Annotated in this window: 24 protein-coding genes, 1 tRNA gene and 1 pseudogene; 13 read left to right on the forward strand and 13 right to left on the reverse strand. The window is 63.8% G+C overall.

Features of this window, described 5'->3' with window-relative positions:
- Positions 1–92 precede the first annotated feature (92 nt).
- Positions 93–2,066 (reverse strand): threonine--tRNA ligase, encoded by a 1,974-nt coding sequence (thrS, locus tag RFN28_RS27815; RefSeq protein ID WP_320290338.1) that lies wholly within the window; start codon positions 2,064–2,066, stop codon positions 93–95.
- 45 nt (positions 2,067–2,111) lie between these two features.
- Here thrS and RFN28_RS27820 point away from each other — a divergent pair, with 45 nt between their 5' ends.
- Positions 2,112–3,149, forward strand: coding sequence for an SAM-dependent methyltransferase (locus RFN28_RS27820; RefSeq protein WP_320290339.1), 1,038 nt, complete (start codon positions 2,112–2,114; stop codon positions 3,147–3,149).
- A gap of 6 nt (positions 3,150–3,155) precedes the next feature.
- Here RFN28_RS27820 and blaOXA read toward each other — a convergent pair whose 3' ends face one another.
- Both blaOXA and yidD read right to left on the reverse strand, forming a co-directional pair.
- Positions 3,156–3,965, reverse strand: coding sequence for a class D beta-lactamase (gene blaOXA, locus RFN28_RS27825; protein WP_320290340.1), 810 nt, complete (start codon positions 3,963–3,965; stop codon positions 3,156–3,158).
- 446 nt (positions 3,966–4,411) lie between these two features.
- A complete protein-coding gene (yidD, locus tag RFN28_RS27830) occupies positions 4,412–4,786 on the reverse strand; it encodes a membrane protein insertion efficiency factor YidD (RefSeq protein ID WP_320290341.1) in 375 nt (124 codons plus the stop codon).
- Between the two features lie 328 nt (positions 4,787–5,114).
- Between yidD and RFN28_RS27835 the strand changes: the two genes are divergently transcribed.
- Complete coding sequence (locus RFN28_RS27835) at positions 5,115–6,020, forward strand: LysR substrate-binding domain-containing protein (RefSeq protein ID WP_320290342.1); 906 nt, start codon at positions 5,115–5,117, stop codon at positions 6,018–6,020.
- Positions 6,021–6,030: 10 nt separating this feature from the next.
- Here RFN28_RS27835 and RFN28_RS27840 read toward each other — a convergent pair whose 3' ends face one another.
- Positions 6,031–6,477 (reverse strand): iron-sulfur cluster assembly scaffold protein, encoded by a 447-nt coding sequence (locus RFN28_RS27840; RefSeq protein WP_320290343.1) that lies wholly within the window; start codon positions 6,475–6,477, stop codon positions 6,031–6,033.
- 236 nt (positions 6,478–6,713) lie between these two features.
- On the opposite strand from RFN28_RS27840, the gene folE reads away from it, so the two are divergent.
- The 3 genes from folE (at position 6,714) to RFN28_RS27855 (ending at position 9,022) form a co-directional block, all read left to right on the forward strand.
- A complete protein-coding gene (gene folE / locus RFN28_RS27845) occupies positions 6,714–7,340 on the forward strand; it encodes a GTP cyclohydrolase I FolE (protein ID WP_126093445.1) in 627 nt (208 codons plus the stop codon).
- Positions 7,341–7,503: 163 nt separating this feature from the next.
- Positions 7,504–7,962, forward strand: coding sequence for a phosphoribosyl-AMP cyclohydrolase (hisI, locus tag RFN28_RS27850; RefSeq protein WP_320290344.1), 459 nt, complete (start codon positions 7,504–7,506; stop codon positions 7,960–7,962).
- Positions 7,963–8,047: 85 nt separating this feature from the next.
- The gene (locus RFN28_RS27855; RefSeq protein WP_320290345.1) at positions 8,048–9,022 is read left to right on the forward strand and encodes a patatin family protein; all 975 of its coding nucleotides are present in this window, start codon (positions 8,048–8,050) and stop codon (positions 9,020–9,022) included.
- A 15-nt stretch (positions 9,023–9,037) separates the two neighbouring features.
- Here the strand turns inward: RFN28_RS27855 and recJ are convergent, their stop codons facing one another.
- The 5 genes from recJ to RFN28_RS27880 form a co-directional block, all read right to left on the reverse strand.
- A complete protein-coding gene (gene recJ / locus RFN28_RS27860; RefSeq protein ID WP_320290346.1) occupies positions 9,038–10,822 on the reverse strand; it encodes a single-stranded-DNA-specific exonuclease RecJ in 1,785 nt (594 codons plus the stop codon).
- A gap of 125 nt (positions 10,823–10,947) precedes the next feature.
- The gene (gene glpX / locus RFN28_RS27865; RefSeq protein ID WP_320290347.1) at positions 10,948–11,931 is read right to left on the reverse strand and encodes a class II fructose-bisphosphatase; all 984 of its coding nucleotides are present in this window, start codon (positions 11,929–11,931) and stop codon (positions 10,948–10,950) included.
- Positions 11,932–12,128: 197 nt separating this feature from the next.
- Positions 12,129–13,442, reverse strand: coding sequence for a homoserine dehydrogenase (locus tag RFN28_RS27870; RefSeq protein ID WP_320290348.1), 1,314 nt, complete (start codon positions 13,440–13,442; stop codon positions 12,129–12,131).
- A gap of 48 nt (positions 13,443–13,490) precedes the next feature.
- Positions 13,491–14,708, reverse strand: coding sequence for an LL-diaminopimelate aminotransferase (locus RFN28_RS27875; protein WP_320290349.1), 1,218 nt, complete (start codon positions 14,706–14,708; stop codon positions 13,491–13,493).
- A gap of 49 nt (positions 14,709–14,757) precedes the next feature.
- Positions 14,758–15,165 carry a hypothetical protein gene (locus RFN28_RS27880; RefSeq protein WP_320290350.1) on the reverse strand — a complete coding sequence of 136 codons (408 nt, stop codon included), beginning with the start codon at positions 15,163–15,165 and terminating at the stop codon, positions 14,758–14,760.
- Between the two features lie 97 nt (positions 15,166–15,262).
- On the opposite strand from RFN28_RS27880, the gene phaC reads away from it, so the two are divergent.
- The 3 genes from phaC to RFN28_RS27895 all read left to right on the forward strand — a co-directional run bounded on the left by phaC (position 15,263) and on the right by RFN28_RS27895 (position 19,073).
- The gene (phaC, locus tag RFN28_RS27885; RefSeq protein WP_320290351.1) at positions 15,263–17,098 is read left to right on the forward strand and encodes a class I poly(R)-hydroxyalkanoic acid synthase; all 1,836 of its coding nucleotides are present in this window, start codon (positions 15,263–15,265) and stop codon (positions 17,096–17,098) included.
- 269 nt (positions 17,099–17,367) lie between these two features.
- Entirely contained in the window at positions 17,368–18,588 is a 1,221-nt protein-coding gene (locus RFN28_RS27890; protein ID WP_320290352.1) for a YcbK family protein, read from the forward strand.
- A gap of 410 nt (positions 18,589–18,998) precedes the next feature.
- Positions 18,999–19,073 (forward strand) — tRNA-Glu (locus RFN28_RS27895).
- A gap of 420 nt (positions 19,074–19,493) precedes the next feature.
- Here the strand turns inward: RFN28_RS27895 and RFN28_RS27900 are convergent.
- Positions 19,494–19,958, reverse strand: a complete 465-nt coding sequence (locus RFN28_RS27900) for an ATP-binding protein (RefSeq protein ID WP_320290353.1) — start codon at positions 19,956–19,958, stop codon at positions 19,494–19,496.
- Between RFN28_RS27900 and RFN28_RS27905 the strand changes: the two are divergent.
- Positions 19,957–20,471: pseudogene (locus RFN28_RS27905) on the forward strand (TolC family protein); the annotation flags it as partial. The gene RFN28_RS27900 and the pseudogene RFN28_RS27905 overlap by 2 nt on opposite strands.
- Before the next feature lie 99 nt (positions 20,472–20,570).
- Complete coding sequence (locus tag RFN28_RS27910; RefSeq protein ID WP_320290354.1) at positions 20,571–21,257, forward strand: aspartyl/asparaginyl beta-hydroxylase domain-containing protein; 687 nt, start codon at positions 20,571–20,573, stop codon at positions 21,255–21,257.
- A gap of 15 nt (positions 21,258–21,272) precedes the next feature.
- Here the strand turns inward: RFN28_RS27910 and RFN28_RS27915 are convergent, their stop codons facing one another.
- From RFN28_RS27915 to RFN28_RS27925, 3 genes are all read right to left on the reverse strand, one after another.
- Positions 21,273–21,578, reverse strand: a complete 306-nt coding sequence (locus tag RFN28_RS27915) for a DUF982 domain-containing protein (protein WP_320290355.1) — start codon at positions 21,576–21,578, stop codon at positions 21,273–21,275.
- 224 nt (positions 21,579–21,802) lie between these two features.
- Positions 21,803–22,039: a hypothetical protein gene (locus RFN28_RS27920; RefSeq protein WP_320290356.1), complete on the reverse strand. Its 237-nt coding sequence runs from the start codon at positions 22,037–22,039 to the stop codon at positions 21,803–21,805.
- Between the two features lie 114 nt (positions 22,040–22,153).
- Positions 22,154–22,549 carry a hypothetical protein gene (locus tag RFN28_RS27925; protein ID WP_320290357.1) on the reverse strand — a complete coding sequence of 132 codons (396 nt, stop codon included), beginning with the start codon at positions 22,547–22,549 and terminating at the stop codon, positions 22,154–22,156.
- A gap of 216 nt (positions 22,550–22,765) precedes the next feature.
- Here RFN28_RS27925 and map point away from each other — a divergent pair, with 216 nt between their 5' ends.
- The 3 genes from map to RFN28_RS27940 form a co-directional block, all read left to right on the forward strand.
- Entirely contained in the window at positions 22,766–23,593 is an 828-nt protein-coding gene (map, locus tag RFN28_RS27930) for a type I methionyl aminopeptidase (RefSeq protein ID WP_320290358.1), read from the forward strand.
- 36 nt (positions 23,594–23,629) lie between these two features.
- Positions 23,630–24,391, forward strand: coding sequence for a RadC family protein (gene radC / locus RFN28_RS27935; RefSeq protein WP_320290359.1), 762 nt, complete (start codon positions 23,630–23,632; stop codon positions 24,389–24,391).
- A gap of 391 nt (positions 24,392–24,782) precedes the next feature.
- Positions 24,783–26,064, forward strand: a 1,282-nt coding sequence (locus RFN28_RS27940) for a VCBS domain-containing protein (RefSeq protein WP_320290360.1), incomplete at its 3' end; no start/stop codon positions are given.

Below are 26,064 nucleotides of genomic sequence, written 5' to 3' on the forward strand. Positions count from 1 at the left end.
CGCCCAAAAGTGTGCAGCGGTTTTGGGAAAGCGACATGCATCAAAACGAAGACCTAAAGCGCGTCGCAGCGCGACGCGCTTTAGGAGGAAAATCAAGCCGCGCGGCGCTTGCGGTCCGGAGAGATCGCCTCGTCGGCCAGCAATGTCACCGCGTCGGCGAGCTTCAGCGATTCCTGGTCGCGGGAGCCCAGCCGGCGGACATTGACGGTCTCCTCTTCCGCCTCGCGCTTGCCGCAGACGAGGATGACCGGAACCTTGGCGAGCGAATGCTCGCGCACCTTGTAGTTGATCTTCTCGTTGCGTAGGTCGGCCTCGGCCAGCAGGCCGGCCGCCTTCAGCCGCTCGACGACCTTGATCGCATAGTCGTCGGCATCCGAGGTGATCGTCGCCACCACCACCTGCAGCGGCGCGAACCACAGCGGGAAATGGCCGGAATAGTTCTCGATCAGGATGCCGAGGAAGCGTTCCATCGAGCCGCACACCGCGCGATGCACCATGACCGGCTGCTTCTTCTCCGAATCCGAGCCGATATAGAAGGCGCCGAAACGCTCCGGCAGGTTGAAGTCGACCTGCGTGGTGCCGCATTGCCATTCGCGGCCGATGGCGTCCTTCAGCACATATTCGAACTTCGGACCGTAGAAGGCGCCCTCGCCCGGATTGATCGAGGTCTTGATGCGATTGCCGGAGCGCGTGCGGATGGTCTCCAGCACATTGCTCATGATCGCCTCGGCATGGTCCCAGGCCTCGTCGGTGCCGACACGCTTGTCCGGGCGCGTCGACAGCTTCACGGCGACCTCGTCGAAGCCGAAATCGGCATAGGTCGACAGGATCAGGTCGTTGATACGCAGGCATTCCGCGGCCAGCTGCTCCTCGGTGCAGAAGATATGCGCATCGTCCTGCGTGAAGCCGCGCACGCGCATCAGCCCGTGCAGGGCGCCCGACGGTTCGTAGCGATGCACATTGCCGAACTCCGCAAGCTTCACAGGCAGTTCGCGATAAGACTTCAACCCATGCTTGAAGATCTGCACGTGGCCCGGACAGTTCATCGGCTTCAGCGCAAAAATGCGGTCGTCGTCGGTATCGTCGCCGGCCACCGTCACCTTGAACATCGCGTCGCGGTACCACCCCCAGTGACCGGAGGTCTCCCACAGGCTCTTGTCCAGCACCTGCGGCGCGTTGACCTCCTGGTAGCCGTGCTCGTCGAGGCGGCGACGCATATAGCTGACCAGGTTCTGGAACATCTTCCAGCCCTTGGCGTGCCAGAACACGACACCGGGTCCCTCTTCCTGGAAATGGAACAGGTCCATCTCGCGGCCAAGCTTGCGGTGGTCGCGCTTCTCGGCCTCCTCCAGCAGCGTCTGGTAGGCATCGAGCTGTGCCTGGTCGGCAAAGGCGGTGCCGTAGATGCGCGTCAGCATCGGGTTGTTGGAATCGCCGCGCCAGTAGGCGCCCGCCACCTTCATCAGCTTGAAGGCGTTGCCGACCTGCCCGGTCGAGGCCATGTGCGGACCGCGGCAGAGATCGAACCAGTCGCCCTGCGCGTAGATCTTGATGTCCTGGTCTTCGGGAATGGCGTCGACCAGCTCGACCTTGTAGCGCTCGCCCTTTTCGGCAAAGACCTTCTTGGCCTTCTCGCGCGACCAGACCTCCTTGGTGAACGGTTTGTTGCGGGCGATGATCTCGCGCATCTTCTTTTCGATCGCCGGGAAATCGTCCGGCGTGAACGGCTCGTTTCTCGCGAAGTCGTAATAGAATCCGTTCTCGATCACCGGACCGATGGTCACCTGCGTTCCCGGCCACAGCTCCTGCACGGCCTCGGCCAGCACATGCGCCGCATCGTGGCGGATAAGCTCGAGCGCGCGCGGATCGTCGCGGGTGATGATCTCGACCTTGCCGGATTTGCCGAGCGGGTCGGAAAGGTCGCGAACGGTGCCGTCGATCGCATAGGCCACGGCCTTCTTGGCCAGCGACTTCGAGATCGATTCGGCAAGGCCGGCGCCGGTCATCGCCGCGTCGTAGTCGCGGACGGAGCCATCGGGAAATGTCAGGGAAACAGAATTCAGCATCAGAGTTCTCCTATCCAGTCCCGCAAACGAGCGCGGGTGGTGAAAATGCATGTCGGCTGGAGCATGCAGAGGGTTAGCCGGGAGCGCCAATCACATGGACGATGCCCGGCGGGCGCGGTTTTAGAGGCAGTATGGCGTGAGGTAAAGAGCGGTCATCGGTTGAGCTGTCAGGAAATGTCGCCATCGATGTCGCAGGCCGGTCGCGAAGGCTTGCGAATGATCGCGCGACAGCTTTGGATGACCGCTATGGAAGACGCAACACCCAGCCGAACCGCCCTGCGCGTCGCCCGCTTGCGGGCAGTGCACCAGTCTTCGCCACAGGCCGGGCTGTTTCGCGACCCCTACGCCATCGCGATCCTGGGTGACGCCGCCCCGGCGGCACAGGATATCGAGCAGGAAGACGAGCACAGCCGTCGCATGCGCCTATTCGTGGCGGCGCGTGCCCGGCTCGCCGAGGATTGGCTGTCTGCAGCGGTGCGGCGCGGCGTGCGCCAGCTCGTGGTACTCGGCGCCGGTCTCGACACATTTTCGCTGCGCAACCCGCACCCGGACCTCGCTGTCTTCGAGGTCGACCACCCGGCAACGCAAGCCTGGAAACGCCGGCTCATCGCCGATGCCGGCCTCGCGGAGCCGCGGGGCGCCACATTTGTGCCGGTGAATTTCGAGCGGCAGCGTCTGTCGGAAGAATTGTCGTCCGCCGGTCTGAAGCCGACCGAGGCAAGCTTCTTCATGTGGCTGGGGGTCGTGCCTTACCTAACCAAGGAAGCGATCTTCGGCACGTTGTCCTACATCGCCGGTACTCCCGGTTCCGAGGTCGTGTTCGACTATAGCGAACCGGCCGAGAACCGCGATGTGCCGGGACAGGCAGCGCTTGCCTTTTATGCCGCGCGTGTCGCATCTGTCGGCGAGCCCTGGATCAGCTTCTTTGATCCCGATGCGCTGGCTACATCCCTCAACGACCTCGGCTTCGACGAAGTCGAGGATCTCGAGAGCAGCGCCATCGCCGCCCGCTTCTCCAGCGCCCCTAACGCCGGGCGAAGCAATTCCGGCGGGCACTTGCTGCGCGCCCGCCGGAACGCCTGAAGCCGATCATTTCGCCAGTTGCGGCAGATCCTTCAGGAAGCCGGCTCGCGTGGCGAGCCCCTTGGGCTTGTCGCCGCGCGTGCCATCGACAACCAATCGGGCGAACACGATCCGGCGGCCGTCCTTCTCGGCCCAGCCGACAAACCAGGCGAGCGACCGCTTGTTCTTGTCGAGCCCCGTGCTGCCGGTCTTGCCCTGCACGCTCCAGTCACCCGCCTTGAAGCTCGGGATGATCGCTCTCGCCATCTCATGCGCCTTCACCGAGACCGGCATCTTGCCGGCAAGCAGCCGGCGCAGGAAAGCCGTCTGCTCGACGGGCGAGATTTCGAGCGAGGAATCCACCCAGGAATTGGTCAGGCCGTCATTCTTGCCGGCGCTGCCTGAGACATCCGCATTGCCGTAGCCGAATTTGGATACATAGCCAGCGAAACGATCCGCTCCCAACCTGCGCGTGACCTCGCGCGAATACCAGATGATGGAATCGCGTTCCCAAATCGTCGGATCGACGGTCTTGCGATCGCGCTTCACCGCGTTGAACTCCGGCTTGTAGTCCCAGCTCGGCGTATGCTGATCGCTCAGGATCCCGGCATCGTAGCCGATCAAGGCCAGAGGCACCTTGAAGGTCGAAGCCGGGCTGACGCGCCGGTCGCAGACGCCGTCCTGGTAAAGCGTCGCGCCGCTTTCCGATTCCTGGATCAGCGTGCAGTGGATGTCCTCGAGCGGCGCCGATTGCGCCCGCATCGGCAGGCCGAGCATCCAGGCCAGAAGGAAGAGGACAATGGCAATAATGAAGGGATAGCGGTCGATCTGGCGCATGCGAAGCTCACTCTGGGAAGGAATTGCGGGGAGCGGCTTAGCGAGGCGTCTTGTCTCGATTTTGTCTCAAATTCGCAGCGTTTGTGCAGCTTGTCATTAACCCTACCAGACCGTTAAAACCGACCCCGATCTCGATGCACAAGAGCTACAGGACGACCGGTTTTCGGACCGGCGCCTGCGCTCCCGCGGATCGTGCTTGGCGGTGCTTTTCGGCTCCTGCTCACCGACAGCGGGATTTTCGTCCTTCGCCTTCGCCACGTCGCGCGGCTGCGGCGCACCTCCCAGGAATTCGGGAAGCAGTCCATCGCCTCGTTGGGCGGCGTGGACGTGAATGGCCAGAAACAGCGACATCATGGAAACACCTCATGTTCTGATGCTCCAGTGTCGTTTCGGCGCGAGAGCGTCGCCACCCGTTTCCGGCCGACTGTTCGGTCGGTGTTTCGCCGTTAGCGGTCCGTCTCCCCGCGTTTCCTGCCGATCTGCCAGTAGCGCCACGGCATAAACCAGACGTAGCGGTGGGCAAGAGTCTCCGGCACGCGGTCGATGCCGTGCGTTCCGAACGGTCCGCAGCGCGAGACCCGAAACAGCGCCATCCAGCCTCCGGCCCACAGGCCATGGCGGGCGATCGCTTCATGCGCATATTCGGAACAGGTCGGCAAATGCCGGCAATTGTTGCCGACGAAGCCGGAGAGCGTCAGCTGGTAAAGTCGCACCAGCGACGTGCCAAGGACACGACCCGGCGTCTTGCGCCAAGGTCCCGGCCAGTTGCGCCCGTGCTGGACCCGCCGGACGCCATGCGTATGCCCATGGTGGTCAGCCAACCGCTTTGCTCCACAGCGTTCTTCTTCGCGAAAGATGTGAGCTTCGAACCGTCAACGCAATGATCTTTTGCCCTCATGGTCTGGAGCAGCGACTAGGATACCGGTCCGTCCACGGCGTACGGTGACATGAACTATGTCGATGATCATGGCAACCTCGCCCGGGCCGGGCTTCGCCATGCCATTGAAAGGTCGCGACTCGTATGACGTCGCTCAAAATAGCCAGGAACTGGTTCATGGCAGTTGCTCCTTCGAGCTCGATTAGACTGCCGCTGGCCTTCGCCCTCAAACGAGTATAATTTCCGCCACGGATAACTTGAGGTTATGCGTGATGAAGCGTGGCCGGCTGCCGCTGACGGCGCTGAGAAGTTTCGAAACGGCCGGCCGGCACTTGAGCTTCAGCCGCGCTGCGGAGGAGCTCTATGTGTCGCAGGCCGCGATCAGCCGGCAGATCCGCGAGCTCGAGACCTTCCTGCACCAACCCCTCTTTCTCCGCCTCCACCGCCGCGTCGAGTTGACGGATGCCGGTCGCCGGCTGCTCGACCAGTTGGTCAAGAGCTTCGACGACATCGACCGGGTGCTATCGGAACTGGCGACCTCGCCGGCGCAGTCGGTGGTGCGCGTCAGCGTCGAACCCTCGCTTGCCGCCGTATGGCTGGTGCCGCGGCTCAATCGCTTTCGCCAGCTGCGACCCGATATCGACGTCTCCCTGGATGTCGATCCGAGGCTGATCGAATTCCGCAGCGGCCAGCCCGAGCTTGCCCTGCGCTTCAGCCAGCGCGCGACCTCCTGGCCGCGCAGCGATGCAGAGCGCCTTGCCTCGACCGTCGATTCCCCGGTCTTGTCGCCGGCGCTGCTGGCGTCCGGCCCTCCCTTGGAGAAGCCGATAGACCTTCGTCACTACACGCTGCTGCATGAGGAAAACCGCCAGAGCTGGACGCGCTGGTTCGAGGCGGCCGGCGTGCCGGCCGACGCCATCCCGGCACGCGGCCCGATGCTCGCCGACGCCTCGCTGTCGAAGCAGGCGGCGCTGCTCGGCCACGGCGTGGCGCTCGGCGATCTCTTGCAGATCGGCGAAGAGCTCGCTTCCGGCGCGCTGGTAAAACCCTTCGACATCGATGTCGCGTCAGGCGCCTACTGGCTGGTGGCAAGGAACTTGGCGGACCTTTCCGAGCCGGCCGCGGCATTCGCCGACTGGATACGAGACGAATTCGCCGAATGCAGAAGTATGGTTTAGGACGGTGTCGTCAGGCGGCCTGGCCGGCGCGCTTCTTCTCGATCTGGCCGATCGCGTCGACCACCGCATCGAAGGTGAGCATGGTCGAGGCGTGGCGCGCCTTGTAGTCGCGCACCGGTTCCAGATATTTGAGATCGGCAAAACGGCCTTCCGGCGGCGCGCCGTTTTCCTTCAGCATCTTCAGCATGGTCTCGCGCACGGCGCGCAACTCGTTGGCGTTCGCGCCGATCACATGCTGGGCCATGATCGACGAGGAGGCCTGGCCGAGCGCGCAGGCTTTCACGTCATGGGCGAAATCGGTGACCACATCGCCGTCCATTTTGAGATCGACAGTGACGGTCGAGCCGCACAATTTGGAATGCGCCCTGGCGGTCGCATCGGGGTGATCGAGACGGCCGATCCGGGCGATGTTTCCAGCGAAGCCCAGAATTTTCGCATTGTAGACGTCGTCGATCATATTTTTCCAATCCGTCGCCGCCGAGCGAACAGCGTTTGCCGCTGTTGCGTCTTCCTTTCGCTCTGCACGAGCATATATAATGCTGGCAGTCGGGCATCGACAAGGCAAGCTCAAGCCATTGTCATTGCTCATGTGTTCACGCCGCTTGCGGGCTGGAAACCGGGCGAGTTTCACCCGAAAGGTCGTGGTCCGTTCAACTCGTTCCGCCTTTGAGCGGGACTACGGGAGACGCCTTTATGGATGCCGTCATCAAGAAACTCATGCCCCCTTCCTCCTATATGGAAAAGCCGGTCACGGACCGACCGAGCGAGGCCGAGGTCGAAGCCGCCGTGCGCACGCTTTTGCGCTGGACGGGGGACAACCCTGATCGCGAGGGCCTGGTCGATACGCCGAAGCGCGTCACCAAGGCCTTCCGCGAGATGTTCAATGGCTACGACATGTGCCCGGCCGAAGAGCTTGGCCGCACTTTCGAGGAGGTCGCCGGCTATGACGATCTTGTGATCGTCAGGGACATAAAGTTCCACTCCCATTGCGAGCACCACATGGTGCCGATCATCGGCAAGGCGCATGTCGGCTACCTGCCGGACGGCAAGGTCGTCGGCCTGTCGAAGATCGCTCGCGTCGTCGACATCTTCGCGCATCGCCTGCAGACCCAGGAGGCGATGACCGCGCAAATCGCCGGCGTCATCCAGGACGTGCTCAACCCGCGCGGCGTTGCCGTCATGATCGAGGCCGAGCATATGTGCATGGCCATGCGCGGAATCCGCAAACAGGACTCGACCACGCTCACCTCGACCTTCACCGGCGTCTTCAAGGACACCCCCGAGGAACAGGTGCGCTTCGTCACCATGGTGCGTGGCTGATCGTCTGCCGCCACCTGCTAAAGGCGTAGACTGAGTCGAAAATGGTGGTTTCCAAGGTCCGGAGCTGAGCGTATTTGAAGTACGTGAGCTCCGGAAGCAAGCCGCCATTTTCGCAGGCCCGGCCTCCCTGGATATCAGCACGGCTTTAAATCAAGGACCGGCCATGTCGGCACTCGAATTTCCCAAAGCTCCTGCAGACAAGAAGGCGCTGGAGGAAGGCACTGTTCTTTCTCCGCGCTTCGATGCCGCGGGCCTCGTGACCGTGGTCGTTACCGACGCTGGCGACGGCATGCTTCTTATGGTCGCGCATATGAACGCGAAAGCGCTGGCGCTGACGCTTGAGACGGGCATCGCCCACTATTGGTCGCGTTCGCGCAACGCGATCTGGAAGAAGGGCGAGACCTCTGGCAATTTCCAGCGCGTCGTCGAGATGCGCACGGATTGTGACCAGGATGCGATATGGTTGACCGTCAAAGTACAGGGCCACGACGCAACTTGTCACACCGGGAGACGTTCCTGTTTTTATCGGACGGTGGGGCTCAGCGACGGCAAGGCAACGCTTGCCGACGATGGCAGCAAACCGCTGTTCGATGCGGAAAAAACGTATCGGAAGCCGGTGTGAACCATTCAATATTCACAAACCACACACATTCACTATTCTCAAACATCCTTGATGTAGAAGGGATACGGGACAAGGGGAGATCGTGATGCTCGAATGGGCGTCATTGCGCAGCAGACCTGACGTTCAGGAGGCCAACGGCCCTGCATCGTCCGGCGGCGTGCCCGAGCCGATAACCACGAGGAAGACGGGCATTTCGCTGGCGCTCGGCGGCGGCTGTGCCCGCGGGTGGGCCCATATCGGTGTCCTGCGCGCGCTGGACGAAGCAGGCATCGAAGTCTCGATGATCGCAGGCACTTCGATCGGCGCGCTCGTCGGCGGCTGCTATCTTGCCGGCAAACTGGACGAGCTGGAGGAATTCGCCAGAAGCCTGACCAACAAGCGGCGTCTCTTCGGCCTTCTCGATCTCAATCTGCGCGGCAGCGGCCTGTTTGGCGGCATGAAGCTCGACGCCCGGCTGCGCGAGCATATGAACGGCATCCGTTTCGAGGATTTGTCGAAGCCGTTTGTCGCCGTCGCTTCGGAAATCCGCACCGGCCACGAAATCTGGCTGTCGAACGGTTCGCTGATCACCGCCATGCGCGCATCCTACGCGCTGCCCGGCGTCTTTGAACCCGTGGACTGCAACGGCCGCGTGCTGGTCGACGGCGCGCTGGTCAATCCGGTGCCCGTCTCGGTCTGCCGTGCCTATGAGCAGCCGCTCGTCGTGGCCGTCAACCTGCACTACGACCTGTTCGGCCGTGCCGCGGTGATCAAGCACAGCGCGGGCGAGCTCGTCATCGAGAACGATGCGCCGCGTCCCGGCCAGGCCAATCCTCACCACCAGCCGCACCAGACCCGCCTCGGCATCACCGGCGTCATGGTCGAGGCCTTCAACATCATCCAGGACCGGATTTCGCGCGCGAGGCTGGCCGGCGATCCGCCTGACATGTCGCTTCAGCCGAAGCTCAGCCATATCGGCCTGACCGAATTCCACCGCGCCGACGAGGCGATCCGCCTCGGCTATCAGGCGACCATGTCCCAGATCGGCGAATTGACGCGGCTGCAGACGGTCCTCGCCTGATCCGAAGCTTCGAATTCAAGCGATCGCCGCATCCGTAATGCGGAATTGCACGGTGCGATTGCCGTTCCAGTAATTGCCCGACAGCGAGCCGGCAACATGCACGGTCTTGCCCCTGTTCCTGAACAGGAATTCGCCGAGCGCGGTATCGACGGCCCGGAATGCGATCGCCTGGATACTGCCGCCGCTTTGCGACCGGAGGTCGGCGCGGATGTGGTTGGTTCCGACCGGCCGCGCATCGGCAAGCCTGTGGCGTGGCAGCACGAACACCGGCGCGATATGCCCGGCGCCGAACGGACCGGCCTTCTCCAGCGCGTCGAGCAACGCCAGCGTTGCGCCCTCGGCGGCTAAAGCGCCGTCGATCGCCAGGCTTTCCTCGTTCTGCAGCCGGAACACGTCGGCCGCGGCGCGTTCTTCGAAGAAGGCCCTGAGCGCGCCGAGCATGGCGCGCTCGACGGTGATGCCGGCCGCCATGCCGTGGCCGCCGCCCTTGACGATCAGCCCGGCATCCGCCGCCTCGCGCACCAGCCGGCCGAGATCGAAACCGGAGACCGAGCGTCCCGAGCCGGTGCCGATGCCGTTGGCGTTGAAGGCAATGGCGAAGGCCGGACGGCGCGCATGCTCCTTGAGCCGCGAGGCAAGCAGCCCGACGATGCCGGGATGCCAGCTGTTGCTGGCGGTGACGACGATGGCCGGACCGCTGCCGCCGGCAAGCTCGGCATCGGCCTCGGCCCGCGCCTCGGTCAGCATCTCCATCTCCATCTGCTGCCGTTCCTGGTTGAGACCGTTGAGCGTTTCGGCAATGCTCGCAGCCTCCACAGGATCGTCCGTGGCGAGCAGCCGGCTGCCGAGCGCGGCATCGCCGATGCGCCCGCCGGCATTGATGCGCGGCCCGATCAGATAGGCGAGATGGAAGGTGTTGATCGGCTCGCCGATGCGCGAGACCCGCGCAAGCGCCGCCAGTCCCTCATTCTTCTGCTGGCGCGCCACCTGCAGCCCCTTGACCACGAAGGCGCGGTTCACGCCGGTAAGCGGCACCACGTCGCAAACCGTCGCCAGAGCGACGAGATCGAGCATCATGAGCAGATCCGGCGGCGCTGCGTCCGGCAGCTTTTCGCGAAGCACCTTCGCCGTCTGCACCAGGCAGAGGAAGACGACGCCGGCGGCGCAGAGATGCCCCTGCCCGGAAAGATCGTCCTCCCGGTTCGGGTTGACCACCGCGTCCGCCGCCGGCAGCGGCCCGCCGACCTGGTGGTGGTCGAGCACCACGACATCGGCGCCGGCTTGCTTGGCCGCCTCGATCGACGCGGCGCTGTTGGTGCCGCAGTCGACCGTGACGATCAGCTTCGCGCCGCGCGAAATGAGCTCGCGCATGGCCTCGGGATTGGGGCCGTAACCTTCGAAGATGCGGTCTGGAATATAGATTTCGGACGGCACCGAAAAATGCGCGAGAAAGCGCTTGAGCAGCGCCGAGGAGGCCGCGCCGTCGACATCGTAGTCGCCGAAAATCGCCACTTTCTCGCCGGCCACGATCGCACCCGCCAGCCGCGCCGCCGCCTTCTCCATATCGGTGAGCGAGGCCGGATTCGGCAGCAACTCACGGATGGTCGGATCGAGGAAGCGCTCGGTCTGCTCAACCGTCACGCCGCGCCCGGCGAGCACCCTTGCGACGATGTCCGGCACGCCATGGCCCTGCGCGATGGCTAAAGCGGCCATGTCCTGCCGTTCGGTCAGCCGGTGCTCCCAGGAGACACCGGTCGCCGATTGTCTGACATCGAGAAAGAAGCGTTTTTCCCCCGTCACGCGACGCGCCGTCTGCATATTGTCATGTCAGCGATATCAATATGCGACGTCCGGAGCAATTCCAGGACAAGTGTAAAGCGGTTTTCCCTCTGGAATTGCGTCAAAAGAGTTCAAGCAGGGCGAAATCAAAACTTTTCCAGATCCTGGTGACGCGCCTTGATCTCGCGCACGGTGCGCGAGGACGAGCGCAGCGCGATGGTGTGTGTGGTGATGAAGGTGCGGCCGAATTTCACGCCATCGAGCAGGTTGCCATCGGTCACGCCGGTTGCCGCAAACAGCACGTCGCCGCGCGCCATGTCCTGCGCGCGATAGATCCGCTTCGGATCGGAAATGCCCATCTTCTCGGCCCGCGCCACCTTCTCCGGCGTGTCGAGGATCAGCCGGCCCAGCATCTGCCCGCCGGTGCAGCGCAGCGCTGCCGCGGCCAGCACCCCTTCCGGCGCGCCGCCGGTGCCGAGATAGATGTCGATGCCGGTCTCTTCCGGATCGGTGGTGTGGATGACGCCGGCGACATCGCCGTCGCCGATCAGCCGGATGGCGGCGCCCGTCGCGCGCACGGCGTCGATCAGCTTGGCATGGCGCGGCCGGTCGAGGATGCAGGCGGTGATCTCGGTTACCGCCACGCCCTTGGCCTTCGCGAGATTGGCGATGTTCTCGGCCGGCGGCGCGTCGATGTCGATCAGGCCATCCGGGTAGCCGGGCCCGATGGCGATCTTGTCCATGTAGACATCCGGCGCGAACAGCAGGCTGCCCTTTTCCGCAATGGCGATGACCGCCAGCGCGTTGGGCAGGTTCTTGGCGCAGATCGTCGTGCCTTCGAGCGGATCGAGCGCGATATCGACCGCCGGGCCTTTGCCGGTGCCGACCTCTTCGCCGATATAGAGCATCGGCGCCTCGTCGCGCTCGCCCTCGCCGATCACCACCGTGCCTTTGATGGCAAGGCGGTTGAGCTCCTGGCGCATCGCGTCGACAGCGACCTGGTCGGCGGCCTTCTCGTCGCCGCGCCCGCGCAGCCTGGCGGCCGCCACCGCCGCTCGCTCGGTGACGCGCACCACCTCCATGGTGAGGATCCGGTCGAGGCCGGCAGCGATGTTCTGGGCTATGTTCATGAATCAATATTCCTCGTTGACTGTTGCTTCGAGCAATTCCGGACGGAAAACCGCCAAGCACTTTTCCTGGAATTGCTCGCGCCTCCCGCCAGAGGCGGGGTTCTTCTGGCAAAGCTCCATGACAACGGCAAGACTTGCCGCGGCAATTTTTGAAACCACAGCAATATCAATCGATTGAAGGCGAATTGTGGCTAGAATTATTCCGCCCGTTCGATCCGGATCACCTGCGGTTTGTCGGTCAGATGGCCGTCCTTGGTGACGCCTTCGACCGCCTTGCGCACCGCAGCCTCGGTCGTCTCGTGGGTGACGAGGATCACCGTCTTCTGCGCCTCGGTTTCCGGCCCGGCCCCCTGCTGCACGATCGATTCCAGCGAGATGTCGTTGTCGGCCATGCGCTTGGCGATCGCCGCGAAGACGCCGATGCGGTCATGCACCGTCAGGCGGATGAAATAGCCGCCGGCGTGGCTGCGCATCTGCGCCTTTTTGTAGGGCCTCAATTCCCTCGCCGGCCAACCGAAGACTGGTGCGTGCTGGAAGCCCGGCCGGCTCTTGGCGATGTCGGCGATATCGCCGACCACAGCCGAGGCCGTCGCGTTGCCGCCGGCGCCGGGACCCGAGAGCAGCAGCTCGCCCAGAATGTCGGTCTCGATCGCCACCGCGTTGGTGACGCCGTGCACCTGCGCGATGACCGATGCCGTCGGCACCATGGTCGGGTGCACGCGCTGCTCGATGCCGCTTTCGGTTCGCTGCGCGACGCCGAGCAGCTTGATGCGGTAGCCGAGTTCCGCCGCCGCGCGGATATCGGCCTGGGTGATGTTGGAAATGCCTTCCATATAGATGTCGTTGGCGGCGATCCTGGTGCCGAAGGCAAGGCTGGTCAGGATGGACAGCTTGTGCGCCGTGTCGTGGCCCTCGATGTCGAAGGTCGGGTCGGCCTCGGCATAGCCGAGCCGCTGCGCGTCCTTGAGGCAGGCGTCGAAGGAGATGCCTTCGGCCTCCATGCGGGTCAGGATGTAGTTGCAGGTGCCGTTGAGGATGCCGAAGACGCGGGTGACCTGATTGCCGGCCATCGCCTCGCGCATCGTCTTGATGACCGGGATGCCGCCGGCAACGGCCGCTTCGTAGTTGAGCAGCACGCCCTTCTTCTCTGCGATCTCGGCAAGCGCAACGCCATGCTTGGCAAGCAGTGCCTTGTTGGCGGTAACCACATGGCGGCCGGCCTCGAGCGCCGCCTTCACCGATGCGTGGGCGGGTCCTTCGTCGCCGCCGATCAGCTCGACAAAGACATCGATGTCGGCCGTTTCGGCCATCTTCACGGCATCGTCGAACCACTTGGCGGCGCTAAGGTCGACACCGCGGTCGCGCCTCGCGTCGCGGGCCGAGACGGCTGCGACGACGATGTCGCGGCCGCATTGGCGGGTGAGTTCGGCGGCCTTTTCGCGGAGCACGCGCGCCACCGAGGCGCCAACCGTGCCGAGGCCGGCAATTCCAACACGCAACGCTTCAGCCATGTCCGGCGACGCCCCTCAAAGATTTGGTCGGTGTGATGTGCGGCGAGCTTAGCGGCGGGCCGAAAGCGGCACCACATTGTTGGGCTGCTTGGCGGTCGAGGCGAGGAAGCGCTTGATGTTGCGCGCCGCCTGCCGGATCCGGTGCTCGTTCTCGACCAGCGCCAGCCGCACGAAGTCGTCGCCATGCTCGCCGAAACCGATGCCAGGCGCCACCGCGACGTCGGCATGCTCGATGAGCAGCTTGGAGAATTCGAGCGAGCCCAGTTGGCGGAACTGTTCCGGGATCGGCGCCCAGGCGAACATCGAGGCCGCCGGCGCCGGAATAGTCCAGCCGGCACGGCCGAAGGAATCGACCATGACGTCGCGCCGCTTGTGGTAGACCTCGCGCACCTCGGCGATGTCGGCGCCGTCGCCGTTCAACGCATGCGCGGCCGCCACCTGGATCGGCGTGAAGGCGCCGTAATCGAGATAGGATTTGACCCTGGTCAACGCCGCGATCAGCCGCTCGTTCCCGACCGCGAAGCCCATGCGCCAGCCTGGCATGGAGAAGGTTTTCGACATCGAGGTGAACTCGACGCAGACGTCCATTGCGCCCGGCACCTGCAGCACCGAAGGCGGCGGATTGCCGTCGAAATAGATCTCCGAATAGGCGAGGTCCGACAGGATGATGATGTCGTTCTTCTTCGCGAAGGCGACCACGTCCTTGTAGAAATCGAGCGAGGCGACCAGCGCCGTCGGGTTCGACGGGTAATTGAGGATCAGCGCCAGCGGCTTCGGGATCGAGTGGCGGATGCCGCGCTCGACCGCCGGAATGAAGCCGTCATCGGGCTCGACCTGCAGCGAGCGGATGACGCCGCCCGACATGATGAAGCCGAAAGCGTGGATCGGATAGGTCGGGTTGGGGCAAAGGATGACGTCGCCCGGCGCGGTGATCGCCTGGGCCATGTTGGCGAAGCCCTCCTTCGAGCCGAGCGTCGCCACCACTTGCGTGTCGGGGTTGAGCTTCACGCCGAAGCGGCGGGCATAGTAGTTGGCCTGGGCGCGGCGCAGGCCTGGAATGCCGCGCGAGGACGAATAGCGATGCGTGCGCGGATCGCGCACCACTTCGCACAATTTGTCGACGATGGCTTTCGGCGTCGGCAGATCCGGATTGCCCATGCCAAGGTCGATGATGTCGGCACCGCGCGAGCGGGCGCTGGCCTTCAGCCGGTTGACCTGCTCGAACACGTAAGGCGGAAGCCGGCGGACCTTGTGAAATTCTTCCATTTCAGTTCCAGACGATCAAACGGGGGCGCTATCGGCGCGCGATATAAACCTAATTGCAGTTAGGGTCGAGGGCGGGATCGCATTTGCCTTCGATCTGCTTCAGCGTGTCGTTGCCATGCGTCCTGGCGAGCGTGTTGAGCGCCGTCGTGCTGGCAGGCGTTTTGGCGCTGCCGCCCTTGGCAAGCTGCGCCTGCTGGTCGGCCTTGAGCTCGCCGAGCTTGGCGGCGGTCTCTTCCTTGCTCAGCTGCTTGGCGGCCACCTGAGGCTTGATGTTGAGGTTCGGATAGGAGCCGGTGTCCTTCGGCCCCTCGGTCAGCGCCGTCGGCGCCGAATTGTTCGTATTGCTGGTGGTGCAGCCGCCCGTAAGCAGCGGCGCGCAGAGCAGCACGGCCGCGGCGGCGATGCGGCAAATCGAACCGGCCCCGAGAAAATGAGTCCCGCCAACATTAATCGTCATATTGTTTTCCTGGCAGCCGGGTTAGAGCGTGTTGGACCCGGTCAGATGTCCCATGATAATATGTCAACAAAACGCTCCGGGAGGAACCCCGCGAACCATGTCCAAAGCGCCCGATTCGGACAAAGCGGAAAATGGCGGACCTTCGACCGTCGAGCAATATCTGGTGAAAGATCCCGAGCGCTTTGCGCTCAACATGGCGCGCATGATCGAGCAGGCAGGCAAGGCGGCCTCCGCCTGGGCCGAGCCGCGCGAGAAGGGTGAGGTGCGCGATCATGTCGCCGAACCCGTGGTCGACATGGTCAAGACCTTCTCGAAGCTCTCGGAATACTGGCTGGCCGACCCGCAGCGCGCGCTGGAAGCGCAGACGCGGCTCTTCGCCGGCTACATGACGGTCTGGGCGAACGCCATCCAGAAGGTCAACCCCAATGCCGAGGCTCCCGAGGACGCGGTGAAGCCCGAGCGCGGCGACAAGCGCTTCCAGGATCCGGAATGGGGCCGCAACGCCTTCTTCGATTTCCTGAAACAGGCCTATCTCGTCACCTCGCGCTGGGCCACGGACCTCGTCGAGCACGCCGAGGGACTGGACGAGCACACCCGCCACAAGGCGGGCTTCTACGTCAAGCAGGTCTCCAACGCCATCGCGCCGTCGAACTTCATCCTCACCAATCCGGAACTGTTCCGCGAGACCGTCGCCTCCAACGGCGAGAACCTGGTGCGCGGCATGAAGATGCTGGCCGAGGACATCGCCGCCGGCCGAGGCGACCTGAAGCTGAGGCAGGCCGACTACGCGCCGTTCGAAATCGGCAAGAACATCGCCACGACGCCCGGCAAGGTGATCGGCCGCAGCGACGTGGCCGAGATCATCCAGTACGATCCGGCGACCGAGACGGTGCTAAAGCACCCCCTGCTCGTCTGCCCGCCCTGGATCAACAAATACTATATCCTCGACCTCAACCCGCAGAAATCCTTCATCCGCTGGGCGGTCGAGCAGGGCCACACCGTCTTCGTGATCTCCTGGATAAACCCGGACGAGCGCCACGGCGCCAAGGGCTGGGAGGCCTATATCCGCGAGGGCCTGCAATATGGCCTCGACACGGTTGAGAAGGCGACCGGCGAGAAGGAGGTCAACGCCATCGGCTATTGCGTCGGCGGCACGCTGCTTGCGGCCGCGCTTGCGTTGCTGGCGCAGGAAGGCGACCACCGCATCAAGTCGGCGACCTTCTTCACCACCCAGGTCGACTTCACCCATGCCGGCGACCTAAAGGTCTTTGTCGACGAGGACCAGGTCGCCGCAGTCGAGCGTTCGATGAGCGAGAAGGGCTATCTCGAAGGCACCAAGATGGCGACCGCCTTCAACATGCTGCGCTCGGGCGACCTCATCTGGCCCTATGTCATCAACAACTACATGCGCGGCAAGGACCCCCTGCCCTTCGACCTGCTCTATTGGAATGCCGATTCGACCCGCATGGCGGCGGCCAACCACTCCTTCTATCTCCGCAACTGCTATCTCGAGAACAATCTCTCGCGCGGCACGATGGAACTTGCGGGGCGCACGGTCTCGTTGGCCGACATCACGATACCGGTCTACAACCTGGCCACTAAGGAGGACCACATCGCCCCGGCGCTCTCGGTCTTCCTGGGCTCCCAATACTTCGGCGGCGACGTCGAGTATGTGATGGCGGGCTCCGGCCACATCGCCGGCGTCGTCAATCCGCCCGCGGCGCACAAATACCAGTACTGGACCGGCGCCAAGCCGGTGGGCGACTTCGGCCAGTGGTTCGCCGCGGCGCACGAGCATCCGGGCTCCTGGTGGACGCACTGGCAGCACTGGATCGAAAGCCAGGACAATGTGCATGTACCTGCCCGCAAACCCGGCAAGCGCATGAAAACCTTGGGGGATGCGCCGGGCACCTATGTGAAGGTGCGTGTGTAACGGACTGTAATGTCTGGTGAGTTGACGGGCCGCCAAAACAGGGCGAAATGGTGGCGTTAATCGTTTTCGCAACCTCAATTCGCCTTCAGACGCAGAACAAATACGAGGCTTGCAGATTCGACACAGATCCCGTTTCCGGTTCGGGAACAGGAGGTCGTCGCCAAGGCACTGGAGCGCCGCGGCGATGATGAACGGACCGGATGCCGAGGGGGAATTTTGTTTTGAAACCAGCAGGTTGGCGTCTCGCACGAAGGGAAAGCCGCAGCATTGTGGCAGCGCTTTTCTCCGTGCTCCTGGCCTCCTGCACCTCGACAAGCGATCCGACGCTGTCGGTCGTCACACCCGCCTACAATACAACCGCCACCGAGATGAGCGCGGCCACCAGTGCCAAGCCCGTGACCTCGACCGATTCGTCGCTGCAGGTGGCCTCGGCCGCGCCTGAAGCGGCGTCGACCGTGATGAGCGAGGGCGACACGCCTTTGCCCGAAAAGGTTGCCTATGTGCCGGAGACGCGCCCCGGCGCTGCCTTCCCCTCCGTCGCCGTTCCCGCGGGCGCCACCACGATCGCAGGCAATACGCCGCAACCGTTGGTTCAGCAGGCGCAAACGGCCGATGAGACGAAGGCCGTTGCTAAGCAGGTCGCGGCCGGCGATGCCGCCGCGGCCACCTCGCAGGCGCAGGCTCAGGCCGCGCCGGCCATGAACACCGGCGTCTATGTGACGGCCGCCGAGCCGCAGCAGCAGCCGATCGCCGCGCCGAAGAAGGGTCTGTTCGCCTCGCTGTTCAGCACCACGCCGGCTTCCGCCGCGCCCGCCCCTCTGATCAACACGCGCTCGAGCGAGCAGCCCGCGGCGCAGGCCAAGACCGCGCCGGAGCCGGCCAAGCCGATCGTCAACCTCGCCTCCGCGACGCCGGGCGACAAGCCGGTGCAACTGGCCTCCCTCGGCGAAGAAAGCGGCCACATCACCGGCGCCGACGCCCTGCCGGGCGTGCGGCAGACGGCGCTGTTCGAGATCAAGCGCAAGTCCGGCATCGACGACGAGAGCGACGTCGACCTCAACGAGGACGAAGGCGGCGGCTCCTACCAGGTGGCCTCCGCCGCCGGCATGGCGCGGCTCGCGCCCAACGGCCTGTTGAAGCAGAACGAAAGTGTCGATGTCGCCTGCCTGAAACCGTCGCTGGTCCGCGTGCTCAAAACGATCGAGGGCCATTTCGGCCGCAAGATGATCGTCACCTCCGGCTATCGCGATCCCGCCCGCAACCTCCGCGCCAACGGCGCCAAGAACTCGCTGCACATGTATTGTGCCGCCGCCGACATCCAGGTGCCCGGCGTCTCCAAATGGGAACTGGCGAGCTATGTCCGCTCCATGCCCGGCCGCGGCGGCGTCGGCACCTACTGCCACACCGAATCGATCCACGTCGACGTCGGCCCCGAGCGCGACTGGAACTGGCGCTGCCGCCGCCGCGCCAGCAGCGGCGAGGACGGCTGATACTCTCCGCCCTCGCCATCCTTGGGCGGAGCGACGCAACGCGCAGCGCAGACCCAAGGATCCATGTCGTTACCTCAGAGCGTCGCGGTGGTGGAGAATCTTTGAGACACCGGCGGGACAGTACCCCCCTCTGTCCTGCCGGACATCTCCCCCGCAAGGGGGGAGATTGGCAGCTTCATCAACGGCGCTCTTCCTCCAACGTAGGCGATTGGCGAAAGCGGCAGTGACGCCCGATCTCCCCCCTTGCGGGGGAGATGTCCGGCAGGACAGAGGGGGGTGCGAAGGAACGCGGCGCCACAATGGCTGGCCAAAATCGTGCGTTTTGCCACCCTTGGAAAAAAGTTGTCGCAGGCGGCTGCGCATGGGTTGCCGGTTGCCAACAACGCAATTATAAGCCGCTTCGTCTGAGCGCGCCCATCGTCTAGCGGTTAGGACACCGCCCTTTCACGGCGGTAACAGGGGTTCGATTCCCCTTGGGCGTACCAGGCTTCCCACGAGAATCGACAACGTGCGCGAGATCTGTATCGAGCGTGGGCGAAAACGCGCCGTTAACTTCGTTCGTGAGCGACGGTATATCAGCCTCAGCCCGCAAGTGTAGAATTATGGGCGCTCTCAACCGAGGAGGCGCCGGGATGAACTTGCTTCGGGCCGCGCTCTCGTGCATTGCCATCAGCCTCGCAGGACTGCAGCCCCTCCGCGCCGAGGATCAGCCTGCCCAGCCGAACAGTGAGGCGGCGCAAGAACAGCGGGCAAAACACTGCGAGGGGCAAAATTGCTTGCCCCCGAAGGATAACCCTGTCCAGCAGTGCAAGGGGCAAGATTGCACGCCGGCTCCAGCAACTGACCAGCAGCCGGCTCCGGTGATCAAAAAGGCCAAATAAGCAATCTCGATGGTGCCGATTCCCTCAGGAAACAGCGTCGAAAACCACCGTTTGCAGTAACCCTCCCCCCTGCCTGTTCTCCAGCCGGATCGTCCCCCCGTAGCGCTCGATGATCTCCTTCGCGATCGCCAAGCACATTCCCGCGCCGGGAATAAACTGCGTGCGCGCCGGATCGACCCGAAAGAACGGCTCGAAGGCTTTGTTCAGCAGGTTCGTCGGGATGCCGGGGCCGCGGTCGGCGATGGTGAGGACAGCCCGGCCGCCCTGCCCTGCGAGCGAGACGGTGCAGCTCTTGCCGTGCGTCGCGGCGTTGACGATCGGGTTGCGCAGAGCGCGGCGCAGGCCGAGCGCGCCGGCCTTGACCGATAAATGATCGAGATGGTCGATCGATACCGCGTAGCCGAGCGACACCATTTCTGTCTCGATGTCGCGGACCAACCTGTCGAGCTCCACCGCCTCCACCGCGTCCTGGTTCACCTCCTCGCGCATCAGCACCACCGCCTTGAAGCTCGGCGACCTCGGCAAGGATTCCACACCATCGGCTGGTCCTTCGGGCCGACGCTCAGCGTGCCGCTGTTCAACGCCGGCCGGTTGCAGGCCGCTGTCGACATCGCCAAAGCCCAGCGCGACCAGTATTTCATTGCCTACAAGGCCGCCGTGCTGACGGCATTGGAGGACGTGGAAAACGCTCTTGTCTCGCTGTCGCAGGAGCGCATCAGAAACGGCAAGCTCGCCTCTTCCGCGAAATCCTACGGCGATGCCGCCAAGCTCGAAAGCACGCTCTATGAAGCTGGCGAGACAAGCCTTCTCGACGTGCTGGACGCAGAGCGGTCGCTCTATTCGGCCGAAGACACGCTGCTGCAGAGCCGGGTGTCGATCGCCACCGATTACATCGCTCTCAACAAAGCGCTCGGCGGCGGCTGGGACGGCGCGATCGACAGCACCAAGCCCGAAGTCATCGACGCCGGGACTGGTCCGCGGCTGGCGTCGAAGACGCAATGATACGAAACCGAACGCCTGCCTGAACCCGCGGAACAAATCTGCGTGAGCAATAGCTGAAAGCAATCATCCACTATACTATAAACCGGTCGAGGCAATGCGATGTCGAACATCTACGATCTTGGGACCGACCTGATACGCCGCATCTATGAAAAGCGCATAGATGCACCGGCGATTCTTGATACCAGCACGCATTTTCCAAATGCGACGAAGTTCGAGGCTGCCTGGCAGAGCATTCGCGACGAAGCGCTTTCGGTGCAGCTGAACAGGGTGCCGCGCTTCCACGACATCATGCCGGAGCAGGCAGAGATATCGGCCAATGACGGGCTCGATTGGCGTATGTTTGTGCTCAAGGCCTATGACATGACGATCCCGGAAAACCTCGCGCGGATGCCTACCCTCAGCCGGCTGCTGTCCGAATGCCCCGAGGTCAAATCGGCCGCCGTCTCGTTCCTGGCGCCGCATAAGCATATCCCACCCCATCGCGGGCCTTTTCGCGGCATCATGAGATTTCACCTCGGTCTGGTCATCCCGAAGCAGGCGGACGGCCGCCCGGCAACGATCATGATGATCAACCGCCAGGAGAAGCGGATCTCCGACGGCGAGTGCATGCTTTGGGACGACACGTTCGAGCATGAGGTCATGAATAACGCCGATCAGGCGCGCATTGCCTTGCTGCTTGACGTATGGCGCCCGCAGATGCCGCTGGACATGGAAATCCTCTCGCGGCTGATCGTGCGCAGCGTGCAGGTCGGAATGCATTACCGGGGCGTGTCTTTCGCCGGCTGAACCGGCGGTTGAACCTTACGCCCGCGCTTCGCGAAACCCCCTCGCGCTGCCGCCGCGCTTGACCGGCAGCATCATATCCCTGGCGAGCAACCCGCTGACGCGACAGAACGCCATGAATGCCCGGCAGGCTTCCTCGGCGCCTGCCACGTCGACCGTTGCGCCAAAGCAGGCGTTGAAGGCCGCCTCATAGACCTTGCCCTGCCGGCGCTTCGGCCAATCCTGCAGGAAATCGAGCGCCTGCTCGACGCTGTAGATCTCCTCGACCGGCAGGCCGGGCGCGGGTGTGATGCGCACCGGCACCTCGAATTGCAGTCTGTCCATTCCCCTGTCTCCCGAACTGGCGAAGTTGGGGCGTCGATGCCGTTCGTTCAGAAAAGTTGCTTTGGCCGATTTCTGACGCAGGAATGTGACGTCAGTGCGGTCGGCAGATCGAGGCCGGGTGCGGCGGATCGGCGCCCCGCCCGCATTCTGTGTGGAAATAACCGGTCGTCGACCGGGCGATGCACCGGCATCGCCCCGTCACACGTATCCGCATGTCATTGGGCCTATTGGTTCGCCGGATCCGTCTCCGCCTCGTAGGCCATGCGCGATACCGCCATCAGCAGATAGGCGGACGGCCCGGCGAAGATGACGCCGAGCACGATCGCCGCCGTCCCTTCCATGCGAAGCGTTTCGGCGATGGCCCAGTGGATGGTGCCGATGCAGATGATTGCCTGGACGGAGAGAAACGAAGCGGCGGCAGCCGCGCGTGTGAGGGTTTTGAATGTCTTGATGCGTTGCATTGGGATTCGTCCGGATGACGCGCCAAGCGGCCGGCGGACAGCCGTCGGCCGTCGCCAGTTCGTGACGCGAATGAATGTTTGGGGTGTTGAAACTGCGGTCAACGACCGCCGGATTCAGGCGGCTGGTGGCGCCCGAGGCTGGTTGGCATGCGAGAGCGGCGCGGCCACAAAGACAGGCGCGATGCTCGCCTGCGCCGGCCAAGCCTGGCCAACAATGAGGAAATCGCAGGCTGGAGCGAGAAAACCGGGATCGCCGCTGCCGACCTTTGCGGGCAGCGGCCGCCCGGCGCGGACTTCGACCGCCTGCGCCTTGCCAATGGCCCTCGGCAATGCAAGCGTTTCGCCCTGCCGCGTCACGCTGATGCCGGCGCCGCCCGAGACCGCGGCTGTCGAGGCGGAGACCTCAGCCTGGGCGAAGCCGACAAGCGCAAGCACAAGCAGCGCTATCAGAGCCGAGCATGCGGTCCTGACTGGCGCCAGCCTCGATCTTGCACGTTGCGATGCCGTCAACGGAGCAAATCTCCTTATCCAGACCCGCCCTACCCGATGGGATGTCGAAAGGAAAGCGTTGCGCTAACCCTGGGGCGCCAACCTTGCGCCAACGAATATTTCCCGCAGCGGCCCGTTGATGGCACTTCGTCCTTGAACCTTGCGGCTTCCAGTGCCAAATCTGGAGGAAATTTTCCGCACCGGCTCGCGTCAGGAGCCAACCCGCAAACGGACAAAATGGTTACCTATCTCGACGCCGCCACCGCCCCCTTAAGAAACACCGGCCAGATCCGCCTCTACGGCGAGGAAGGTTTTGCGGGCATGCGCAAGGCCTGCGACCTCACCGCGCGCTGCCTCGACGAGTTGGTATCGATGGTGAGGCCCGGCGTGACCACCGAGACCATCGACCGCTTCGTTTTCGAGTTCGGCATGGACCACGGCGCATTGCCGGCGACGCTCAATTACCGAGGCTACACCAAATCGTCCTGCACCTCGATCAACCACGTCGTCTGCCACGGCATTCCCGACAACAAGCCGCTGAAGGACGGCGACATCGTCAATATCGACGTCACCTACATCCTCGACGGCTGGCACGGTGACTCATCGCGCATGTACCCGGTGGGCACCATCAAGCGTGCCGCCGAGCGCTTGCTTGAGGTGACCTACGAATGCCTGATGCGCGGCATTGCCGCCATCAAGCCGGGCGCCCGCACCGGCGTGATCGGCGCCGCGATCCAGACCTACGCCGAGGCCGAGCGTTGCTCGGTGGTGCGCGATTTCTGCGGCCACGGCGTCGGCCAGCTTTTCCACGATGCGCCGAACATCCTGCATTACGGCACGGCCAGCGAAGGCGTCGAGATGCGGCCCGGCATGATCTTCACCGTCGAGCCGATGATCAATCTCGGCCGCCCGCATGTGAAGGTGCTGTCGGACGGCTGGACGGCGGTGACTCGCGACCGCTCGCTGTCGGCACAATACGAGCACACGATCGGCGTCACCGACACCGGCTGCGAGATCTTCACGCTGTCGCCGAAAAAGCTCGACCGCCCCGGCCTGCCGGCCTAGTCTTCGGCCGAAGCCTGAAGGGGGAGTGGGCGGGCCATGGGGAATATCGAGGACGAGCGGGCGTTCTTTTCCGAAGCCTGGATCGAACCGCCACAAAAGTCGCAGAAAAAGACCGTGGAAGCGGAGAAGCCGCACTACCACGGCCATCGCGACCGCCTGCGCGAACGATTTCTCGCCGGCGGACCCGACGCCCTGCCCGACTACGAACTGCTCGAACTCCTCCTCTTTCGGCTGATCCCGCGCGTCGACACCAAGCCGATCGCCAAGGCGCTGATCGCCCGCTTCGGTTCGCTGGCCGAGGTGCTCGGCGCGCCGGCATCCCTGCTCGAGGAGGTGAAAGGCATCGGGCCGACGGTGGCGACCGATCTCAAGGTCATCGCCGCCACCGCCCAGCGCATGGCGCGCGGCCAGGTGCAGGGCCGCGAGGTCCTGTCCAACTGGACGCAGCTTCTCGATTATTGCCGCTCGGCCATGGCCTTCGAAGCCCGCGAGCAGTTCCGCATCCTGTTCCTCGACAAGAAGAACGGGCTGATCGCCGACGAGGTGCAGCAGACCGGCACCGTCGACCACACGCCGGTCTATCCGCGCGAGGTGGTGAAACGCGCGCTCGAACTCTCCGCCAGCGCCATCATCCTGGTACACAACCATCCGTCTGGCGACCCCACGCCCTCGCGCGCCGACATCGAGATGACCAAGCAGATCATCGACACGGCAAAACCGCTTGGCATCGCGGTTCATGACCACATCATCATCGGCCGCAAGGGCAATGCCTCGATGAAGGGCCTGCTGCTGATCTAAGGCCCGCCTCGGCAGAGGTTTGTCTGTCGCTGTCAAGATGAGTCCCTGACAAGCTGTTCAGGTTTACCATCAGACGGTTTTATGGTTTCCAACCAGTAAATGCTAATATAGTATTTCAAACAGGGTATGCCGGTCCCGCGTTCGCGGCGACAAGGGGGGCACGCCAGCTAGGAAGATAGGGGCGCGAGCGCGCAAGCGCTCGGGGTGGGGTTTTTTGTCTCACAGGGACACAAGTCTCAACGATCCGTCGGAACGGGTTGGTCTTGACCAACAGCCGCAGGCGAAGCCATTCGCCCGCCGCAACGACGGGCCGCGCGCCACGGGACCAACAATAGCCGTTGCGGCGAACACGTCCGTCGCTCGCAAGCGCATCACCGAGAGGAACTGAAAAATGGCCACCACGACAGTCTCAGGCTCGACCGTCACCTTTTCGAATTCGGGCGCGGCAGCCAATCTGACGCAATCGGGGTCGGAGGATGGTAGCTATCTGTTCATATTCGACGTCCTTGCGACGAGCGGCGGCGGAACGAAGACGACGATCTATTCGGTCGACGACGGCGTCAAGAACGACGACGGAGGAGCTTCGATCGTCGTCACCAACACTGCGTTCGCCGACTACAATAAGGATCTGCTGATCCAGGACGGTGTGAACGTCATCCAGACCAGCACGACGAGCGGGGCTAACTTCTGGATCGGCAGCGACGGCAAGATTCACTATGACGCAACCGCTCTAAGCACGCAGATCAACGCGCTCGGCGCCGGCGAGCAGTTCACGGACACGATCCAATACACGATCAAGATGTCAAACGGCACGCTCAGCGTCGGCACGTTGACGGTGGTGATCACAGGCACAAACGACGCCCCGGTGATCACCGTCGCCGCCGGCGATCACGACGCCGCCACGCTTAACGAAACAAACTCTCCCTTGTCGACAAACGGCACACTGACCGTCAACGATGTCGACACCCACGATACGGTCAATGCTTCGGTGACGGGCGTGACCCTCGGCGGGGCCACCGGCTCCCTTCAGGCTGCCGACGTGCTGAACATGCTGTCGCTGGGCGGCAATCCCGTCATCGACAACAGCCACACATCGGGCGCGATCAACTGGTCGTTCAACTCCACGCCGCAAGCCTTCGATTATCTCGCCGCGGGCGAACACTTCACCCTGACCTATACGATCAAGGCGGACGACGGCCACGGCGGCACGACCACGCATGACGTGACGATTACCATCACCGGCACCAACGACAACCCGGTGATCACTTCGAATCCGCAGTCCGGCAGTGTCTCGGAGGGCGACCCCGCGCACAACGTCGCCGACATGACGGCGACCGGCCAGGTCACCTTCAGCGACGTGGACCAGGGCGACACGCATAGCTTCTCCGTCAGTGCGGCGGCCAGCTACGGCGCGGCCAGCGTCGATCCGGACGGCACCTGGCATTACCCCGTCGCCGACAGCGGCAACGTCAACGCGCTGGCCGCCGGCGCCACCCTCGACGACTACTTCACCGTCAGGGTCACCGACAACAATGGCGGCTACGCCGAGCAGCAGGTTCACATCACCATCACCGGCGCCAACGATGCGCCGACGGTGTCGGCGGCGGTCACCTCGACGGCCTCGGAAGACGCCGCCGCCTACACGATCGACCTGCTCACCAACGCCGCCGATG

Source organism: Mesorhizobium album (genome assembly GCF_033977205.1).
Taxonomy (GTDB): Bacteria; Pseudomonadota; Alphaproteobacteria; order Rhizobiales; family Rhizobiaceae; genus Mesorhizobium; species Mesorhizobium album.

What these genes read in the sequence shown, in the direction of transcription:
- radC (WP_320290359.1), top strand. Translation starts at nt 23,630, where the DNA reads ATGGGGAATATCGAGGACGAGCGGGCGTTCTTTTCCGAAGCCTGGATC.
- hisI (WP_320290344.1), top strand. Translation starts at nt 7,504, where the DNA reads ATGTCGGCACTCGAATTTCCCAAAGCTCCTGCAGACAAGAAGGCGCTG.
- RFN28_RS27870 (WP_320290348.1), bottom strand. Translation starts at nt 13,442, where the DNA reads ATGGCTGAAGCGTTGCGTGTTGGAATTGCCGGCCTCGGCACGGTTGGC.
- glpX (WP_320290347.1), bottom strand. Translation starts at nt 11,931, where the DNA reads ATGAACATAGCCCAGAACATCGCTGCCGGCCTCGACCGGATCCTCACC.
- RFN28_RS27840 (WP_320290343.1), bottom strand. Translation starts at nt 6,477, where the DNA reads ATGATCGACGACGTCTACAATGCGAAAATTCTGGGCTTCGCTGGAAAC.
- RFN28_RS27910 (WP_320290354.1), top strand. Translation starts at nt 20,571, where the DNA reads ATGTCGAACATCTACGATCTTGGGACCGACCTGATACGCCGCATCTAT.
- RFN28_RS27880 (WP_320290350.1), bottom strand. Translation starts at nt 15,165, where the DNA reads ATGACGATTAATGTTGGCGGGACTCATTTTCTCGGGGCCGGTTCGATT.
- RFN28_RS27820 (WP_320290339.1), top strand. Translation starts at nt 2,112, where the DNA reads ATGCATGTCGGCTGGAGCATGCAGAGGGTTAGCCGGGAGCGCCAATCA.
- RFN28_RS27875 (WP_320290349.1), bottom strand. Translation starts at nt 14,708, where the DNA reads ATGGAAGAATTTCACAAGGTCCGCCGGCTTCCGCCTTACGTGTTCGAG.
- phaC (WP_320290351.1), top strand. Translation starts at nt 15,263, where the DNA reads ATGTCCAAAGCGCCCGATTCGGACAAAGCGGAAAATGGCGGACCTTCG.
- thrS (WP_320290338.1), bottom strand. Translation starts at nt 2,066, where the DNA reads ATGCTGAATTCTGTTTCCCTGACATTTCCCGATGGCTCCGTCCGCGAC.
- RFN28_RS27835 (WP_320290342.1), top strand. Translation starts at nt 5,115, where the DNA reads ATGAAGCGTGGCCGGCTGCCGCTGACGGCGCTGAGAAGTTTCGAAACG.
- blaOXA (WP_320290340.1), bottom strand. Translation starts at nt 3,965, where the DNA reads ATGCGCCAGATCGACCGCTATCCCTTCATTATTGCCATTGTCCTCTTC.
- RFN28_RS27915 (WP_320290355.1), bottom strand. Translation starts at nt 21,578, where the DNA reads ATGGACAGACTGCAATTCGAGGTGCCGGTGCGCATCACACCCGCGCCC.
- RFN28_RS27900 (WP_320290353.1), bottom strand. Translation starts at nt 19,958, where the DNA reads ATGCGCGAGGAGGTGAACCAGGACGCGGTGGAGGCGGTGGAGCTCGAC.
- map (WP_320290358.1), top strand. Translation starts at nt 22,766, where the DNA reads ATGGTTACCTATCTCGACGCCGCCACCGCCCCCTTAAGAAACACCGGC.
- RFN28_RS27920 (WP_320290356.1), bottom strand. Translation starts at nt 22,039, where the DNA reads ATGCAACGCATCAAGACATTCAAAACCCTCACACGCGCGGCTGCCGCC.
- folE (WP_126093445.1), top strand. Translation starts at nt 6,714, where the DNA reads ATGGATGCCGTCATCAAGAAACTCATGCCCCCTTCCTCCTATATGGAA.
- RFN28_RS27855 (WP_320290345.1), top strand. Translation starts at nt 8,048, where the DNA reads ATGCTCGAATGGGCGTCATTGCGCAGCAGACCTGACGTTCAGGAGGCC.